At 62.8% G+C, this 19038-nt stretch carries 10 protein-coding genes; 7 read left to right on the top strand and 3 right to left on the bottom strand.

Annotated elements, in window-relative coordinates:
* Nucleotides 1–42 precede the first annotated feature (42 nt).
* Nucleotides 43–1443: a tannase/feruloyl esterase family alpha/beta hydrolase gene (locus UB31_RS29430; protein WP_045008620.1), complete on the bottom strand. Its 1401-nt coding sequence runs from the start codon at nt 1441–1443 to the stop codon at nt 43–45.
* A gap of 507 nt (nt 1444–1950) precedes the next feature.
* Between UB31_RS29430 and UB31_RS29440 the strand changes: the two genes are divergently transcribed.
* The 6 genes from UB31_RS29440 (at nt 1951) to arfA (ending at nt 9238) form a co-directional block, all read left to right on the top strand.
* On the top strand, nt 1951–3852 hold the full coding sequence (locus UB31_RS29440; RefSeq protein ID WP_050044879.1) for an ABC transporter substrate-binding protein: 1902 nt from the start codon (nt 1951–1953) through the stop codon (nt 3850–3852).
* Nucleotides 3853–3938: 86 nt separating this feature from the next.
* On the top strand, nt 3939–4943 hold the full coding sequence (locus UB31_RS29445; protein ID WP_045008618.1) for an ABC transporter permease: 1005 nt from the start codon (nt 3939–3941) through the stop codon (nt 4941–4943).
* Complete coding sequence (locus UB31_RS29450; protein ID WP_045008617.1) at nt 4943–5806, top strand: ABC transporter permease; 864 nt, start codon at nt 4943–4945, stop codon at nt 5804–5806. The genes UB31_RS29445 and UB31_RS29450 overlap by 1 nt, the downstream gene beginning before the upstream one ends.
* Nucleotides 5806–6837, top strand: a complete 1032-nt coding sequence (locus UB31_RS29455) for an ABC transporter ATP-binding protein (RefSeq protein ID WP_045008616.1) — start codon at nt 5806–5808, stop codon at nt 6835–6837. Before UB31_RS29450 ends, UB31_RS29455 begins: the two co-directional genes overlap by 1 nt.
* Nucleotides 6834–7697 (top strand): ABC transporter ATP-binding protein, encoded by an 864-nt coding sequence (locus UB31_RS29460; RefSeq protein WP_045013415.1) that lies wholly within the window; start codon nt 6834–6836, stop codon nt 7695–7697. The genes UB31_RS29455 and UB31_RS29460 overlap by 4 nt, the downstream gene beginning before the upstream one ends.
* Nucleotides 7694–9238 (top strand): arabinosylfuranosidase ArfA, encoded by a 1545-nt coding sequence (arfA, locus tag UB31_RS29465; protein WP_045008614.1) that lies wholly within the window; start codon nt 7694–7696, stop codon nt 9236–9238. The genes UB31_RS29460 and arfA overlap by 4 nt, the downstream gene beginning before the upstream one ends.
* A gap of 39 nt (nt 9239–9277) precedes the next feature.
* On the opposite strand, the gene UB31_RS29470 is transcribed toward arfA, so the two are convergent.
* On the bottom strand, nt 9278–15520 hold the full coding sequence (locus tag UB31_RS29470) for an AAA family ATPase (protein WP_045013521.1): 6243 nt from the start codon (nt 15518–15520) through the stop codon (nt 9278–9280).
* A gap of 423 nt (nt 15521–15943) precedes the next feature.
* Here UB31_RS29470 and UB31_RS29475 point away from each other — a divergent pair, with 423 nt between their 5' ends.
* Nucleotides 15944–17512 carry a GMC family oxidoreductase gene (locus UB31_RS29475; protein WP_045008613.1) on the top strand — a complete coding sequence of 523 codons (1569 nt, stop codon included), beginning with the start codon at nt 15944–15946 and terminating at the stop codon, nt 17510–17512.
* A 93-nt stretch (nt 17513–17605) separates the two neighbouring features.
* Here UB31_RS29475 and UB31_RS29480 read toward each other — a convergent pair whose 3' ends face one another.
* The gene (locus UB31_RS29480; RefSeq protein ID WP_045008612.1) at nt 17606–18931 is read right to left on the bottom strand and encodes an NAD(P)/FAD-dependent oxidoreductase; all 1326 of its coding nucleotides are present in this window, start codon (nt 18929–18931) and stop codon (nt 17606–17608) included.
* Nucleotides 18932–19038 lie beyond the last annotated feature (107 nt).

The following is a 19038-nucleotide window of genomic DNA, read 5'->3' on the forward strand; positions in this document are numbered from 1 at the left end:
TTTGATCGATGCAGCTTCAACGCCGCTTCGGTCCGATTGGACCTAGCGATCCCACCCCACGCGCCTGTCGTCGTTGTCAGGTCTGGCGCAAGTGAAGCTCGATGCACTGTTACCGTTGCCTCCCGTGTATTTCGGCCATTGCGGGAACGGGCAGAGCGGGCGCGTAAAGGTCACTGCGCCAGCGGCATTGAGTTTCGAGGCGATCAACTGCTTCGGCCGGTCGGCATTTTCCACCCAATTGGCGATCGGCGTCAGCAGATCGATGGTGTCGGCACCGGGGCCTCCACCGCAATGGGTGACGCCGGGCAGGGTGTACAGGCGGACATTCTCCCTGCCGCGATCGTCAACGGCCTCCCGAAGGCGCTCGACGAACCGCACCGAACCGGCGGCCGGTACCAGCGGGTCCTCGCCGCCGGTCCAGACGATCAGCTTGCCGCCTTCGCCGACATATTTGGCAATGCCGCGCAGCGAACCCGTCATGTCGTCGATCATGTCGAACCGGTTCGTGATGTATGAGAAGTCCCTCTGGAGATCGAAGCTCGAAATGGGAAATGCCGGGTTGTTGTAAGCCATGGCCAGGAAGCCCTGACCGAGCCCTTGCCCGCCACCGGCCACCGCACTCAGCCCGCTCACGAGGTTACCGAGGCCGTAGGGTGCTCCGACCACCTCATGATTGAGCAGCAGATCGCTCTGGAGTGTCTTGACCGCCGTCACCTCGGCTGCCGTCAGGCATGACGGCGTGTCGGCGCCCTTGGCGCACGCCAGCGCTGCCGGGTCGAAATGGCATTTGCCGGGGTTGGAGATGATGCCGTCGGCAATTCCGTCGAGCGCATCGCACTTTGCGATTTGCGCGTTGTAGAGCGCTGTCAGCTTCGCCGGGAAAGTTGCCGGATTGACGGTGCTCGTGACGTTGACGACGCGGGCCCACACGGCTGTCAGGCCGGCCATGTCGCCGCCGCCGCCGCGCTCATAGGCATGGCCCCAAACGCCGTCACCGCCGATCACGCCATCATAGTCCTTGCCGAATCGCTCGGCGGCGACGGATGCATTCTTGCCGCCGTTCGAGCAGCCATCGAAATACCGATAATGTGCGGGCTTGCCGTAATAGGCATGGATCAGCGCACGGGCGACCGTGTCGGTGTCGCCGATCGCGGTGTAGGCGTATCCGAGGACGAGTTGTTGGTCGCCGGCGAAGGTGGGGCCGGGATACTGCGCCGCCCGGTGCCCGCCATTGGAAGCGCCGATGGTGTAACCCTGGGCGAGCAGGTTCACGTTGTAGGCCGCGGGTGCATTTGTCGCGATCGTACCGTCGAAACCGCCGCCGCCGAGATGGAGATACCGCCCCTTCCAATTCGCCGGCATCCGCACCTGGATGTCGGTCTGAGGCGCAACGGTGGCGAGCACGTTGCAATAGGCCGGCGTCGCGCCATTGGCGGGAACCATGGAAGCGCTGGTGATCGTCGTGTTTGGGATCGATAGCGACGCGAGAGCGGCGCATGGGGTTGTGGTAGGCGCCTGGCCAGCGGCTGAGGCGCTGGCAGCCAGCAATGATCCCGCGAATGCAACTCCAGCCGATGCCAAACGAGATGAGTTCGAGCGCGAGCCGCGTCTGCTCATTGGTACCCTCCCTGTTGAAATTTGGCTCCCCGATAGGGAGACCTATTGTGTGGCTAAGATTGACCGTCCGGTCGGTCAATGCAAGAGCTTTTGCGGGGCGGAGCAAATTTCGCGGGAAATGCCAGGGCGGACCCATGAAGCGTCCGCGCAATTCGAGACGAGACCTCGCGGGGCCAGGTAGGCCTGGCGCAAACCGGACACCTATGAGCACGTGCGATCCGGGCAGGGGCAGCCGCTCTTCGTTCTCGACCAAAATTTCTATTGTCCCTGGTTTTTGACGCCTCTAGCATTCTTCGCAACCGTGTCGAGACAAACTGCACCGGGAGGAAGACGATGCGCTGCATTCGTGCACTTCTGCTGGTTGCGTGCGTTCTCCTGCCGTTGCCGTTCCTGTTGGCGACTTCGGGCCATGCGCAGGGCATTCCGCAGAACATCCCCAGGAAGGAATTGCTGATCCTGGAAAACCCCGAAGGGACCGTCAAGAACGCCGGATGGTTCAATATCTGGGCCATCAATGCCGGATCGCAGTCGAACGGATTGCAGCAGGTCGCCCTCGATACGCTCTGGTACATTGATCCCGAGAGCGGCCTCGACGGCGTCTGGGACAATTCGCTGGCCGCCGACAAGCCGCAATACAATGCCGATTTCACCGAGATGACGGCGAAGCTCCGCAAGGGGATCTATTGGAGTGACGGAATCGAGTTCACCGCCGATGATGTCGTCTCAACGGTCACGACGCAGATCAAGAATCCTGGGATGCGTTTCAGCGCGGTGCTGGCCAGCAACGTGGCGACCGTCGATGCGCCGGATCCTTATACGGTGGTGTTCAAGCTCAAGAAGCCAAACTCACGCTTCCACGCCAACTTCACGGTGCGATGGGGAGCGGTGTGGATCCTGCCCAAGCATGTTTTCGAGAAGGAGGCAGACCCGACCAGGTTCGATTTCAACAAGCCGGTTTCGCTCGGCGCCTATGTGCTCAACAGCTACGATCCCGATGGCAAATGGTACATCTGGCAATTGCGCGACGACTGGCAGCGCACCACGCTCGGGCGGTACGGCAAGCCGGGGCCGAAATATCTCGCCTACATCGATCCCGGCCCACCGGACAAGCGGGTCATTGCGCAGCTCAACCACGAACTCGATGTGATCCATGACATCGCGCCCGAGGGCATGTTTGCTCTCGCCAAGCAAAGCAAGGTAACGCGGGCCTGGTTCAAGGGTTTTCCCTATGGCCATCCCGATCCGACGCTCCCGGCGGTGATCTTCAACACCCAGAACGAGCTGTTCAGGAATCCTGACGTGCGCTGGGCGTTGGCGCTCTTGATCGACATCAAGGCGGTGTCGATGGCGGCCTATCGCGGCGCCGCCACCATAACGGCCATCGGCGTGCCGCCGACTGGCGCCCATCCGGCAACCTATCATCAGCCGATGGAAGAATGGCTCAAGGGTTTTGAGATCGACACCGGCAAGCGCAAGATCAAGCCGTACGATCCAATGATAGGCAAGCAGATCGCCGAGATGCTGCGGCCTTCAATGGGCGAGCAGATCCCGTCCGATCCCGCGGAAATCGCCCGTGCCTTCGGCATGGGTTGGTGGAAGGTCGATCCGCAGGCCGCGCAGGAGCTTTTGGAGAAGGCCGGTTTCGCCAAGCGCGGCGGCGCCTGGACCACGCCGGACGGCAAACCCTTCATCGTCCGTGTCATGGTCGAAGGCGACCTGCGCCCGGTGATGACGCGCGCCGGCACCATGATCGTGCAGCTCTGGAAGCAGGCGGGCATCGACGCAAGGATCGATGTCGCCCAAGGAACGCTGCCGACGCGACGGGCGGCCGGCGATTTCGATACGTTCATCGGCTGGAGCGTCGAGACCTGGGGCGGCCACCCGGACTTGTCCTACTTTCTCGACAGCTGGCACTCGCAGTTCGTCGCCGAGCCCGGCAAATCCCAGCCGCTGCGCAACTGGCAGCGCTGGTCGAGCCCCGCGCTGGACAAGATCATCGAGAGCATCCGCACGGTGGGCTTCGACGATCCGAAATCGATCGAGCTCGGCAAGGACTACATCAAGCTCGCAGTGAAAGAGATGCCGACTATCCCGCTGATGGCTTACAATGTCTTCACCGCGATGGACCAGACTTACTGGACGGGATTTCCGACGTCGGAAAATCCTTACGCCAATCCGGTGCCGAACTGGGGCAATTCGCGCTATATGCTCGTCAAGCTCAAGCCGGCCGGCTAGGACGTGATGAGGAAGCGGCGATGGCATCTCTCGGACGGCCGGTCGTGTCTGTCCGAACGCTGCGGTCCGGCGTCCTGGGAGCGCCGATGATCGGATATCTCGCCTATGTGGGCCGGCGGCTTGCGCAGTTCGTGCTCGTGGTTTTCATCGGCATCAACCTCGCTTATGTCATAACCCATGCCTCGCCGATCGATCCCGTCGAGCAGTCGATCTCGGCGGTCACCTCCTATGGCAACACGGCTCCGGAGGCGATTGAGCAGATGCGCACCTCGCTGCGCGAGCTCTACGGACTGGGCGGCTCGCCCGTCGCGCAATATCTGGTGTTCTGGAAGAGGATCCTGGGCGTCGATTTCGGTCCCTCGATGTCGGCGTTCCCAACGCCCGTCTCCACCTTGATCGGCCGTGCGCTGCCCTGGACCGCCGGGCTGCTCGTGGTCTCGACCATCGTCGCCTGGGGACTCGGAAGCCTGCTTGGCGGACTTGCCGGCTATTACCGGAACAGCCGCGGGCTGAAGCTGATGGGCGTGATCGCCATGGGGCTGCACCCGATCCCTTACTACATCCTCGCGCTCGTGCTGCTGATCGTGTTCGGCTTCATCTGGCCGGTACTTCCGATCAGCGGCGGATCCGCGATGAACCTGCCGCAGACCTTGACGTTTGATTTCGTCATCAGCGTTTTGCAGCACGCCATCCTGCCCGCGCTCTCGCTGATCCTGATCGGCGTGGGCAGCTGGTTCCTTGGTATGCGCGCGCTGGTGTCCAATGTCGTGACCGAAGATTATGTCGTCTATGCCGAACTGGCGGGCGTCCGGCCCTGGCGTGTGTTGTCATCGTATGTGATGCGCAATGCGCTGCCGCCGCAGCTGACCGGGCTCGCCATCTCGCTCGGCGGCATCTTCAACGGTGCGGTGATCACCGAAAAGGTGTTTGGCTATCCCGGTGTCGGCTCGCTGCTGGTCGACGCCGTCTATGCGGGGGACTATGGGCTCGTGCTCGGTGTGACCACTGTCTCTATCCTCGGCGTCTCGATCGGCGTGCTCGTGATCGATCTCCTGTATCCACTGCTCGATCCCAGGATAAAGGTCAGCTGATGGCTGCAATCCTGCGCGACCTGCTGCGCTACAACGCCGAATTCCGGATCGGTGCCGCCCTGATCTCCGTCGTGCTGCTGTTGTCGGTGCTGGCGAGCTTCTCGCCTTATCCGCCGCAGGATGTCTATGTGGTGCCGCCGGATGTGCCGCCGTCGCTGACCTACTGGTTCGGCACCACGTCGCGCGGCCAGGACGTGTTCTGGCAGTTGACCTTTGCTATCCGCAATACCCTGCTGTTTGGCTGCACCGTGGCATTGATCAGCCGTCTGCTGGCGCTCGTGGTCGGGCTGGTCAGCGGCTACAAGGGAGGCTGGATCGATCGGGTGCTGATGTCGGTGAATGACACCTTCATCGTCATCCCTCTGCTGCCGATCCTGGTGCTGTTCTATTTCGTGATGCGCGATCGCATGTCCTGGCTGCTGTTGGCGCTGATCATGGCCTGCCTCGGCTGGGCCTATGACGCGCGGCTGATCCGCGCGGTGGCCATGAGTCTGAAGGCGCGCGAATTCACGCAGAGCAGCCTGTTCTCCGGCATGAGCACGCGCGAGATCCTGGTTCAGGAGCACTTGCCCTATGTGATGCCGATCGTCTTCTCGACGACGATGAACAACATGGTATGGTCGATCGGGTTGGAGGTGACACTGGCAGTGCTCGGCTTCACCGACATCAACACGCCGACGATCGGCGGCATGATCTACTGGGCCAACCAGCACACCGCGATGGTAGCGGGAGTCTGGTGGTGGATCGCCTTTCCGACCATCGCTGTGATCATGACCTTCATCGGGCTGTTCCTGCTGGCGGTATCGATGAACGACTATATCGATCCGCGCAGCCGTCTCCGCAGCTTCGGAGAGGTATCTTGATGCTGGCGGAGGCGACGCAAGCAGAGCCGCCCGAAGAGGCGCAGCCGGTCCTGTGGGTCCGCGACCTGAAGGCTCATTTCCGGACCGATCGATTCGGCATCAAGCGCGTCGTCAAGGCGGTCGACGGCATCAGCTTCGCGGTTCGCCGCGGCGAGATCTATGGGCTAGCCGGTGAATCCAGCTCCGGCAAGACCACGCTGCTCAAGGCAATCGTCGGGGCAGTCAGGCCGCCGTTAGAGGTGGTCGGCGGCCAGGTGGATTTCGCATTCCTGGCCGGCTACGGCGGCTTGCACCGCGCGCCACCGGCTGAGGTGGCGCGGATTCGATGGCGGCATTTATCCTATATTATGCAGGGCTCGATGAATGTGCTGAACCCGGTGCGTCGGCTCCGATCAGCCTTCGTTGACTTCGCCTATCCGCATATTGGCGGCAGCCGCCGGCAATTCGAGCGGGAGGTGGTCGCCCATCTGGCGCGCCTCAAGCTCGACGCTTCGGTGCTGGCGGCCTACCCGCACGAGCTGTCTGGCGGCATGCGTCAACGCGCCACCATCGCGCTCGCCACCATCTGCCGTCCTGATGTTATCCTTGCCGACGAGCCCACGACCGCGCTCGACGTCGTGGTGCAGAAGGAGGTGCTTGGTATGATCAGCAGTATCAGGCGCGAGATCGGCTCGTCGGTGCTGTTGGTGACCCATGATCTGGGCGTGCACGCGCATGTGAGTGATCGCCTTGGCATCATGTATGCCGGCCGCCTGATCGAGGAGGCCGCGAAGGTGGAGATATTCCGCAACCCGCTGCATCCTTACACGCGGCATCTCATTACCAGCCTGCCTCGGATCGGCGATGACGTCTCCCGCGAGGGACTTGTCGGCGCACCGCCAAATCTCGCCGATCCGCCTCCGGGGTGCCGCTTCCACCCGCGATGCCCGCTCGCGATGGAGATCTGCAAGTGCGAGGTCCCCGCAATGCTGGAGACTGCGCCCGGGCACCGCGTCGCCTGCTTTGCCGTCAACCGGAGCGAGGAGGCATGAGCGAGCTGCTGCTCGATGTGTGCCAGGTCAGCAAGACCTTCACCCGGGGAGGACTCTTGTCAGGCCAGCGAATTGCGGCGGTCAAGGACGTGAGCTTCCAACTCGACGCAGGGCGGCCCGAGATCTTTGCCATCATTGGCGAATCCGGCAGCGGCAAGACCACGCTCTCGCGGATGATCCTGAATATCGAGGCGCCCACCAGCGGCAAACTGTTGTTCGATGGCGTCGACCTTGCGACCATCCGCACCGGTGCCCATCGCCGTGCCTTCATGCACAAGGTGCAGCCGGTCTTCCAGAATCCGTTCGAGTCTTTCAACCCGCTGAAGCGGATCGAGCGCTATTTGTTCATGACGCAGCGCCGTTTCATCGCGGCGGGCCGGCAGATCCCGCCCGAGATGGCCGTCGACGAGGCGCTGCACAAGGTTGGACTGTCGCTGAGGGAGGTGCGCGGTCGATACCCACACGAGCTTTCCGGCGGGCAGCTTCAGCGGGTAGCGATCGCCCGCGCGCTGCTGGCCAATCCGAAGCTGATCGTGGCTGACGAGCCGGTGTCGATGGTCGATGCGTCACTGCGCATATCCATCGTCAACCTGTTCAAGACGCTGCGTGACGATCTCGGCATCTCCATCATCTATGTCACCCATGATCTGGCGACCGCCTATTACATCAGCGACCGCATCATGATCATGCGGCAGGGCAGCGTCGTCGAAAGCGGCGACGCGAGAACGGTGTTGATGGCACCACAGCATCCCTATTCGCGTCAGTTGCGCGAAGCTGCGTTATTGCCTGAAATTGCGGCGGCCCTTCCTGCCGACATAACCTATCTCACCAGCCCCAGGCCATCCGAGAGGCGAACATGAGAAAAGCAAATGTTCTGATGGATCGCGATTTTGCCATCGGGCACACGGACCCGCGTTTGTTCGGCGCCTTCGTCGAGCACCTTGGGCGCTGCGTCTATGGCGGCATCTACGAGCCCGGTCATCCAACTGCGGACAAAAGCGGCTTTCGCGGCGATGTGCTGGCGTTGGTCAGGGAGCTCGGCCCGACCATCATCAGGTATCCCGGCGGCAATTTCGTTTCTGGATATAATTGGGAGGACGGCGTCGGCCCGGTGGACAGGCGTCCGGCGCGTCTCGACCTCGCGTGGTTTAGCACCGAGCCCAATAAATTCGGCACCAATGAGTTCATCGACTGGTGCAAGGCCGCCGAGGTCGAGCCGATGATGGCGGTCAATCTCGGCACCAGGGGCGGGGATGCCGCCCGCAATCTGGTCGAATACTGCAACCATCCGGGCGGGTCGGCGTGGTCGGATCTGCGCCGCGCTCACGGATGGGAGAAGCCGCACAATGTCAGGTTCTGGTGTCTGGGCAACGAAATGGACGGTCCATGGCAGATGGAGCACAAGAGCGCCGACGCCTACGGCACGATCGCGCGCGAAGCGGCCAAGATGATGCGGTGGGTGGATCCGACCATAGAGCTTGCGGCGTGCGGCTCGTCTGGGCGAAACATGCCGACATTCGGCCAGTGGGAAGACGCCGTGATCGAGCACACGTTCGATCATGCCGAGTACATCTCGCTTCATACCTATCTCAACAATTACAAGCAGGACGCTGCATCCTTCCTCGCCAGCTCCGACCTGATGGACAACTTCATCGACGAGGTTGTCGCGCTGGCGGACGCGGTGGCGGCCAAGCGGCGCTCCAGCAAGCGCATGATGCTGAGCTTCGATGAATGGAATGTCTGGTATCGGACCCGCCGCAACCGAGCCGATCGGGTCAAGGAGGGCTGGCCGGTGGCGCCGTCGATCCTGGAAGAAATCTACACCATGGAGGACGCGCTCGCCTTCGGTGGCGCCTGCATTTCGCTGCTCAATCACGCCGATCGGGTGAGAACGGCCTGTCTTGCGCAGCTCGTCAACGCGATCGCACCGATCATGACCGAGACCGGTGGCAGCGCATGGCGCCAGACCATTTTCTTTCCGTTTGCGCATATGAGTCGCCTCGGACGTGGCAAGGTTCTGCGCACCCAGGTCGAGTCGGACACCTACGATTCGTCATATTTCGATCCGCGCGGCATCCAGGAATTCACCTTTCCGGTGTCGAACGTGGCCTATCTCAAGATCGCGGCGGTCGCGGGGGAAGCGGGCGGTCTTTCGCTCTTCATGCTCAATCGCGATCTGAAGCAGGAGATGGAGGTGAGCCTTGAGGCCCGGAGCTTTGGCCGACTCATCGTGAGTGAGGCGCTCGAATTGTGTCACGACGATCTCCAGGCGACCAACACCAGGGACGCGGCGGGGCGGGTGAAGCCGGAGCCGTTGCAGGGCGTCGCCATCGACGGCACGCGAATGCGAGCGACGCTGAAGCCGGCGTCATGGAATGTAGTCCACTTGTCGGCCCAGTAAAATTACAGGCAGGATTTGCCGGTCGATCGCCGCGCGAGATCAGTTCAAACCGTCTCGAACGTTCCGCTGATCAAGGACTTTGCGGATCAGCCGCGCCAGCTCCGCGGGCCGGTAAGGCTTGCTCAGCAAGGTGATGTCAGGGTCGAGGCGGCCATCATGCGTCATGGCAGCATCCGGATATCCGGACATATAGAGCACCGCCACGCCGGGCCGCTGCCGCGTGACGGCGTCAGCAAGCTCGCGTCCGTTCATGCCGCCGGGCATGATGACGTCGGTGAACAGCAGATCAAACGTCACATGCTCGTTCAACAGAGCCAGCGCATCGGGACCATTGGCTGCGGTCATCGTGCGATAGCCGAGGTTCTTGAGTTGCGCCACCACATACCCACGCACCAGCTCATCGTCCTCGACGATCAAGATGGTCTCGCTGCCGCCTTGCGGCCCGGCTGTCGCGGCTACACTCGGGAGCGCGGCTCTTGCGACGCCGCGTGGCAGATATAGTGTGATCGTCGTTCCGCGCCCTTCCTCGCTGTCGATTTTGATGTGGCCGCCGGACTGCTTGACGAAACCATAAACCATGCTCAATCCGAGCCCTGTCCCCCTACCAAGTTCCTTGGTCGTGAAGAACGGCTCGAACACCTTGTCGCGGATCGCTGCCGGAATGCCAGCGCCGGTGTCGCTCACAGTGACCATGATGTAATCCCCGAGCATCCCTTCTGGACTGGTATCGAAAACCGACGGTTCAAAGCTCACATTGGCGCTGCTGAACACGATCTTGCCGCCGGCAGGCATCGCGTCGCGGGCATTGACGGCGAGATTTATCAGGGCAGTTGACAGCTGGCTTGGATCGATCAAGGCGTGCCAGCAATCGGTTTGCAGCGTCGAATTGATCGCGACCTGTTCGCCGAGCGTCGGTCGCAGCAGCCTCGCCGTATCATCGATGAGGTTGTTGATGTCGGTATCGCGCGGTTGCAAGGGCTGCTTACGAGCGAACGCCAGAAGCTGTCTGGTCAGATCGGCGCCGCGGCTCGCGGCCTCGTCGATCATGCGGCCGATGGAAGCAAGCTCAGGCTCGTCGGAAAGATGATCGATCAGGATTCCGATAGTCCCCGTGATCACGGTGAGGAGGTTATTGAAGTCGTGCGCCACTCCGCCGGTGAGCTGGCCGATCGCGTCCATCTTCTGCGATTGACGCAGCTGCTGCTCGAGGCGAAGACGATGAGTGATGTCGCGCCCGATGACGATGATCAGCTCCTGCCCGCCGGTCGATACGTGGGCCGCCGACATCTCCGTGTCGACACCCTTGGTGCCGGCCAGGCGCAGCTGAATCAATCCGGTCGAACCGGGCGTGAGCAAACTGTCGAGCTGGTTTGCTCCCGCGGGGGCCACAACAGACCGGAACGAGCGCCCGATAATGTCTTCACGGGATCGTTCGAGCATGGCCTCGGCCATGCGGTTCGCTTCGATCACCATGCCGCCTTGATCAAGCACCAGGATCGCGTCATGGGCCTGCTCCATAAGCAACCCATACTTCTCTTCCGCCTGCTTTCGCGCGGTCAGATCGAGCACGAAAGAGATGCTTTGATTGGGCGATCCCGCCACCGAGGCCGAGCCGATCAGCACGGGAATCCGGCTGCCGTCCTTTCTGAAGAACTCCTTCTCGCGGGGCGCAACCTCTCCCGTCAAGCGGAGTTGATCAATCCGTTCGACGTCGAGAGTTTCGTGTTTCGCCGGCGTCATCTCCTTCCAGCTGACCGCTCCGGACACCAGCTCCTGCCTGGAGTAACCGGTCATGCTCAGGAAGGCGTCGTTGGCATAGCTGATGTTGCCGTCTGCATCCCAGAACAGGATTCCGATGATGTTGGAATCGACGAGGCGTCGGATGCGGGCCTCGCGTTCCTGGAGATCGCGGTAGAGTAGGGTGTTCTCGAGCGAAATCGCGGCCTGAGCTGCCAACATCTCCAGCACCGCGACCCGGTCCGGTGTGAAGGCGTGCGTGGCCAGGGTGTTCTCGAAATAGAGCAACCCGGTCAGCTTGGCCTGCTTCATCAGCGGCAGGCAGAGGATCGATCTGGGACGCCGACGATTTACATAGTCTGCATCGCACAGCGGATCGGGCCGCGACGTGTCATCGAGGATGAGGGTCTTTTGCGTGCGAATGACATAGCGCAGCAGCGGCTCCGGACAATCGGGACCCGAAACGGGCGCCTGGCGCATCGCGACTGCGAACTCGTCGCCGTTAGACTGTCCCTCCGCTTCGATCCGGAAGTCATCGTGACGTGACAGGATCAACAGGCCGCGATCCGCGCCGGCGTTTTGCAGCGCGATTTTCATCAATGTCTCGATGAGCCGCGGCAGCTCAATTTCGCTGGATACGGCCTGCGACGCCTTGACCACCGAGGTGACGTCCAGTTGCGGAACCGACTCGCTTGCCTTCCCGGCAGCGCCACCGTCTTCCGCCACATGCAGCCGCGGGTAAAGACGCTCGAGCTGCTTCACTTTGGCATCGGCGCCCCAACGGCGATAGCCATAGCGAGCGTCGCGCAGATAAGCTTGGGCGATCTTCTCGAAACCGCGCGCTGCATAGAAACGCCCGGCCAATTCGTTGGCGATCGCCTCGTTATGGACAAAGCCGCTCGCGCGCGCCGCGCCGATCGCTCGATCGTAGCAATGCATCGCATCGAGCTCGCGGCCTTCGATGCGCGCGATCTCCGCCTCGACGAGCGCGGCGCGGTCCGCAAAATCCTCCGGGTTGATGTCGGCCCATTGCTGAAGTTGACGATGGTGGACGGCTATGGTCTCAAGACGCAGGGTGCGCTCCGCGGCGGTAGCCGCATCGTCGAGAGCGGCGTGCGCCAGCGCAGCGTAAAAGTGCAACTCCGCCCGATCGAACAGCGCCTTCGATGTCCACAGCAGCTCTTCGGCCTTCGACGTCACGGCAATGGCGGTCGGATCGTCAGCAAGGACGCGCGCCTGAAGCTTGCGGATCCAATACCAGTAAGCAGCGTGCACCAGCTGCGGATCCGCCTCCAGACGGCGCTCGAACTGCTCCTCGCTGAAATCGGCATCGTCGAAGCTGCCAAACTTGGGCGTCAGGCCGCGCAGCGTGCGGATCAGCTGCAACTGCCCGGTGATCCTGTCGACCGCGAGGTCAACCCGTGCCCGGCGCGCGAAGTCGATACCGGCTTCGGCCTCCCGCTGCACCTCCACAAGCGGATCGCCGCAGGCGAGAAGATGCGTCAGGAGGTGATGACGGGTAAAGCTCGCATAGTTGAAGTCGCCGTCCTGCTGCGCCGCGTCGAAGGCCCGCCGCAACAGCGGCCGCCCCGTCCGGACATGCCGCGTCCAGCTACCGAAGCCCAGATAGACGCGCGCCTTGAAGCGGCCCAATCCGTGCCTTTCTACCAAGTCAAGGCCGAGCTGGGCGAAGCGATAGCCCGCCTCGTAGTCGCCAAAGTCAGGCCCAAGCACGGTGCCGAGTACGATATAAGCAAGGCACGATGCGTCGGAGTTGCCGAATTCCAGGCTCAGATTTGTCATGCGCGCGATGATGAGGCGGCGCAGGTTCTCGTCGATGAACCAGGCGGGCGACACCAACACGGTGAGGACGTCCATGGTGCCGCGTGCGACCGGATCGGTCATCCGGGGCAGCTCCAGCAGCGCCTCGACCGGGCGCTCACCGATATGCCGCCACATCCGCTGGTATTCCTGCTCGACCTCCTCCGACGTCGGCTGCGCCGGCCACACGATGCCGACGCGGCGTAGATAGGCGAGGCCAATTTCGACGTCGCGGTCTTTTGGCTCCATTTGCAGTCGCGTGACGGCGGCGAGGTCGGGAAGAGTGGCTGCACGGCCCGCCAACTCGGCGAGGCGCGCTTTCGCAGCCTCGTGCTCGCCGGTCAGGAATTCGCACTCCGCACGTTGCATCGCCAGCGCGAAGCTGAGCGCATATTGCCGCTCCCAGCGGTCATCCGTCAGCATCGCCTCGCCGGAGCTGAAGTGGGCGAGCGCCATGGCAAAGGCCGTCGCCACCTTGGCGCGCCGGCCGGCCAACAGGTTCAGCTCGGCCAGTCTATCCCGCTCCTCCGTTGCGCTGATCAACGCCGCGCCGCGATTGAGCTGGCTCACGATTTCAAAGACGTTTGCCTCGATTGCTTCTTCTGCCGTGCGCGCCGCGAGCAATCGGCCGATCCGCAGATGGGTCGCGGGTCGGTCGTCTTCGGGGATCATCACGTAAGCCGCTTCCTGGAAGCGATCGTGGACAAATCGATATGCGCCCGCCTGGGGCTCGACCAATTCCTGGCGGACGGCCCGCCACAGGGCTGCATGCACCTGCTCCTCTGAAATTCCAAGCACGATCGAAAGCATCGCGGTCTCCGCGATGTTTCCGAGGCAGGCCATCTGCTGTAGGGCGGCCTGCGTCGCAGCCGGCAGTCGGGTGATCTTCCCGAGCATGAGGTCCACGACGTTATCGGTGTATCGCTTGGCGTGAATGCGATCGAGGTCCCAGGACCAGCATGCTGCGTCGTGGTCGAAGGCCAGCAGTCCCTCATCGGCAAGCGAGAACATGAACTGAATGGCAAAGAACGGATTGCCGCCGGTCTTGTCGAGCACCATCTGCGTGAACGGCGCCGCCTGCTCCGGCTCGCAGCGAAGCGCATCCGCAAGCAACTGCCCGAGATGCTTCCGGCCGAGCGGCGCAAGCGTGATCTCCGTGACCGTTCCGCCCGCGGCCTTGATGACGTCGAGCATGCGCATCAGGGGATGAGCGGCATCGACCTCGTTGTCGCGGTAGGCGCCGATCAGCATCAGGTGGTTCAGATCCGACCGCGTCAACAGATCCTCGAGCAGGTCGAGCGTTGCTGCGTCGAGCCATTGGAGATCGTCGAGAAACAGCACAAGCGGATGTTCGGGGCGGGCGAAGACGCCCATGAACCGCTTCAACACTCCCTGAAAGCGGGTTTGCGCCTGCTGCGGCGGAAGCTGCGGAACCGGCTGTTGTTCGCCGATGATGAGCCTGAGTTCGGGGATCAGGTCGACGATCAGCTGTCCATTTGGGCCCAGCGCCTCCAGAAAGTCGCGGTGCCACGCGCTCAGCTCCGTATCACTTTTGCCGAGAAGCGGCCGAACCAGGCTCTGGAATGCCTGTGCGAGCGTCGAGTACGGGACATCGCGTTTGTGGAGATCGAATTTGCCCGATGCGAAGAGCCCGCGCGACGGTACCTGAACCTTGTGCAGTTCATTGACGACCGAGGATTTGCCGATACCGGAATATCCCGAAACCAACACCAATTCCGGCACGCCGCTCCTGACGATGCGGCTGAAGGAGGCGAGCAAACTCTCGACCTCGCGCGCCCTCCCGTACAGCTTCTCGGGGATCAGCAGCCGATCCGGCGTGTCGTGCTGGCCAAGCGGGAATTCGTCGATGCGGTGCTGAGCCTCCCATTCGGCAAGACATCGCCGCAGGTCCCTCTCGGCGCCGGCCGCAGTCTGGTAACGCTCCTCGGCCATCTTGGCGAGCAGCTTCATGATGATCCGGGACACCGCAGGTGGCACATTCTCCAAGCGGTCGCTTGGCGGTGCTGGCTTTCTGGCGATATGGCAGTGCACCCACTCCATCGGATCGGTCGCGGTGAAGGGAAGCGCGCGGGTGAGCATTTGGTAGAGCGTGACACCGAACGAATACAGGTCGCTGCGGGAATCGATTGAGCGGTTCATGCGCCCGGTCTGCTCGGGCGCCATATAGGCGAGTGTGCCGGCGATCGATTCGAGGGGCGCCAGGGACTGTCGTTCTCGCGGCCGGCGCGACGCAAAGCCGAAGCCGGTAAGCCGCACGCTTGTTTCGGTGCGATTCACCAGGATGTTGGCCGGTTTGACGTCCTTGTGCACCAGACCGCACTGATGGACTTTGCCCAACGCTCCTGCGATTTGGATGGCGAGGCGCAGGAAGTCTCCCATCTCCATGGGTGCGTCCATTAGCCACGTGAGTGGCTCGCCGCCGAAGTCTTCGAGCACGAGAATGGTTCGGGCGCGATCGTGCAGAAGCTCCAGCGGCTTCGCTGCCCAGGCGCCGTCCAGTTCGTCCTTCAATCCGAACTCGTGCGCAAGACGATCAAGGCTCTGTGGACTTGGATGCTCCGCTGCCGGGAGCACGGCCAGTACGATATTTCGCTCGCCGTCGCTGTTTTCACGGCAGGCGCGGCACAACAGAATTCCTTCGTCGTCACACAGGACCTGCTGACCGTGGACCCAGCCTGCGCCCAAAAACGATGAAAGGTTCATGTCGGTAAACCATGCGCGGCCGAACTCCGATCCCGAGCCGAACGGCTCGCCCGGTTGCTCCACACTAGCCCCCTGAAGTCGCCGCGCTGCAGCAATGCGACGTCAGCAAATCTCTCTATTCGCTCGCGCCGGTCATAAGAGGCAGGGCGAACGCGTGACGAGCGGCACAACTGGCCGGCCCTCACGCCCGTACCCCGGCATTCGATTCAATCAGCTTATGGAAAACGCATTTAAAACGTATCACTTGTCTCAATTTCGTCAACTTGCCCCGTCGCAAGAGCGGATTGCCAATTCTACATGCAAAAGTCTGCTTCCGGAAATTCAGCAACCTAGAGGGGTGTATTGGTTGGAGCTGAATTCGGTATCACTCTCATGCTACGATTTTCTCCCTGGAACGAGCGCAGGCAGCGGAAGTGACCCGACGTGATTGAACAGGAATACGACACGATCATCGTCGGCGGAGGCTCAGCTGGAGCGACGCTGGCCGCGCGCCTTAGCGAAGACCCGACGCATCGCGTGCTGCTGCTCGAGGCCGGGCAAGATCTGCGCACCGCGACCACGCCGGAACACATCCGCATTCCGAACCCGATGCACGCCATCGGCGATGACGACTTCCGCTGGCCGAGGCTCCTGGCGCGACGCACCGAGCGGCAGCCGCCGCTGCTGCTCTGGCGCGGCCGTGCCATGGGCGGCAGCTCCACAATCAACGGCCAGATCGCGATCCGCGCCGTGCCCGACGATCTCGACCGCTGGGCGGCCGCGGGCTGCACGGGCTGGTCGTGGGACGAGATCCTGCCCTATTTCTGCAAGCTCGAGACCGACAAGAATTTCCCCGACGCGTCCTATCACGGCGATCGTGGTCCGATCCCGGTGTATCGAGCTCCGATCCCCGATTGGGGCAATGTCGACCGGGCGTTGCGTTCGTCCGCGCTTGCCCTCGGCTATGGCTGGTGTGAGGACCACAACGCGCCGACCGGCACCGGCGTCTCGCCCTATGCCATCAATAGCGACGCCGGACTGCGGATCTCCACCAATGACGGCTATCTGGAGCCGGCGCGCGGCCGCGCCAACCTCGACATCGTCGGTCATGCCCTGGTCGACACCATCACCTTCGAAGGCAACCGGCTGCACGCCAGCGGCGTCCGGGTCCGCGTGAACGGCCAATCCTATACGCCCCGCGCGGCGCGTGAGGTGATCCTCTGCGCTGGCGCCATCCATTCGCCGGCCATCCTGCAACGCTCCGGCATCGGGCCTGTCGCCCTGTTGGAGACGCTCGGCATCCCGATCCGCGCGGACTTACCGGTGGGTGAGAACTTGCTCGACCATCCGATCGTGAACGCACTGCTGCATTTGCGCGAAGGCAGCCAAGTGAGCACGCTGATGCACCGGCACACCAATTGCTGCCTGCGCTACTCGTCTGGCCTCGCAGGCGCCGGCGACAACGACATGATCATGATCGCCGGCAATCTCGCACGCTCCCGGCAATCGATGGCTGATGTGGCGCTGGGACGCATCGCCGTCTCCGTCTATCAGGCCTTCAGCCAGGGCTATGTCCGTATCACCACGACCGACCCCGACGTCGATCCGGAGGTCGAGGAGCGCATGCTGTCTGACCCCCGCGATCTGGTGCGCCTGCGCGACGGCGTTCGCCGCCTGCGCGATATCTGCCTGCAACCTGGTGTGACCGATATTGCTCACCGCGTTGATTATGGCGCCAGCGGTCGCCCGATGGACGAGCCGCTTAGCGACACAGAGCTGGATGACTGGCTGTTCGCCGAGTGCAGCGACGCGCAGCATGCGAGCGGCACATGCCGCATGGGCGCACCGGACGATGCGCGCTCGGTCGTCGATCACGAATGCCGAGTGATCGGATGCACGGGGTTGCGTGTGATCGACGCCTCGATCATGCCGGAGGTCCCGCGCGCCAACACCCATTTGACCACGGTCGCCATTGCTGAGTGCATGGCGGATCGGTTGAAAGGGGCGAGGTAAGAGGCAGTGCCGCCGGCCACCGAGTGATTGCTTGAAGATGAAATTCCGAGTCTGGATCGGACTTCGCCGCAACGCGCCTCTCAGCGTCGATTCCTAGAAATCCGAGACCTTTCCGACGCTGAGTCCAGCAAAGCGATCTGGCCGGTAGGGCCTTGGATCCACGATTGGCGCCGCGCCGGTCGCAATGTCGGCGATCAGATGGCCCGCCCCAGGACCGATGCCAAAGCCGTGGCCGCTGAAGCCCGCAGCCAATATCAAACCAGGCAAACGCGATACCTCGCCAATGACTGGCACGCCATCAGGCGTCGAATCGATGTAGCCCGCCCATGCAGCAGTGATCTTCGTGTCCCTCAGTGCGGGTAGCAGCTCGAGGGCGCGTCGATGAGTGAGTTCGATTGTGCTTCGATCAGGCGCCGGATCGAGAATACGAACGCGCTCCATCGGTGTCGGACCATTGATGTGCCAACGGCGTAGCGTTTCATGTCCCGACCGCGCGCCTTCGAGACCACCGGGGAGCAGACTGCGCCGGCGTCGCAAGAACATCGGCAGGAATTGCGGAGCAAAGCGGAGCTGCTGGGCAGTCGGATCGATGCGGCCCCGGCCGCTGATGGCGAGTGTATAACCGCCATCGCCGCGTTTCGTAACCGAAATGGCCGCGGTGTGGAGCGCGTCGGGCAGGCCCTTCGTACCGCCGGAGACGGACAGAATGGACGAGCGGATCGAGGCGAGCGGAAGCCGGATACCGGCCTGCTGGCAGAACGACGAGGACCACGCGCCGCCCGCCAATATGGCGACACGCGTGCGAATTGTGCCGCGCTCTGTCACGACCGCGCTCACGCGGCCGCCCTCGGTCTCTAGCCCGCGCGCCGCGCACATCTGGTGCACGGTGCTTCCATGCCTGAGGATGGTCCGCGCCACCGCCGGCGCAGCATTGGCGGGATCGGCGATGCCGTCGGTTGGCGAGAAGACCCCGCCCTTCCAGGCGCGCCCCGTCGCGGCGCCGCGCTGCGTTGCCGCGGTCGCATCGAGCATGTGCGTGGTGACGCCGACCGTTCGCGCGAACTCGCGCCAGCGTGCCCAGCCAGCGAGCTCGGCCTCGTCGTTGCTGAGATACAGAAGGCCGCAGCGGGAGAAACCCGTGCTCTCGCCGCTCTCAGCGCCAAAGCTCTCCCACAAGTCCAGGCTCTTGGTCGCTATCGGCAACTCTCGAGCATCGCGGTTTTGCTGGCGGCACCAGCCCCAGTTTCGGCTGGACTGCTCGGCTCCGATCCGTCCCTTCTCCACGAGAGCGACGCTGAGGCCTCGCAGGGTGAGATAGTAGGCCGCGAACACCCCGATGATGCCGCCCCCGATGACCACCACATCGGCGCTGGAGGGAAGATCCGGCGAGGTCTCGATATGGCTGAGTGGCGCGGGCATCCTGGCTTCCTGGATTTCGGTCGTCGCAGCATAAGTCGTGCATCGCCGCGGGCGGCGCTGGATTCGATGGTAGCCCAGCATTTTATGCTGTATGCTCGCTGTGCCAC

Origin of the sequence: Bradyrhizobium sp. LTSP849 (assembly GCF_000938255.1) — a bacterium.
Lineage (GTDB): Bacteria > Pseudomonadota > Alphaproteobacteria > Rhizobiales > Xanthobacteraceae > Bradyrhizobium.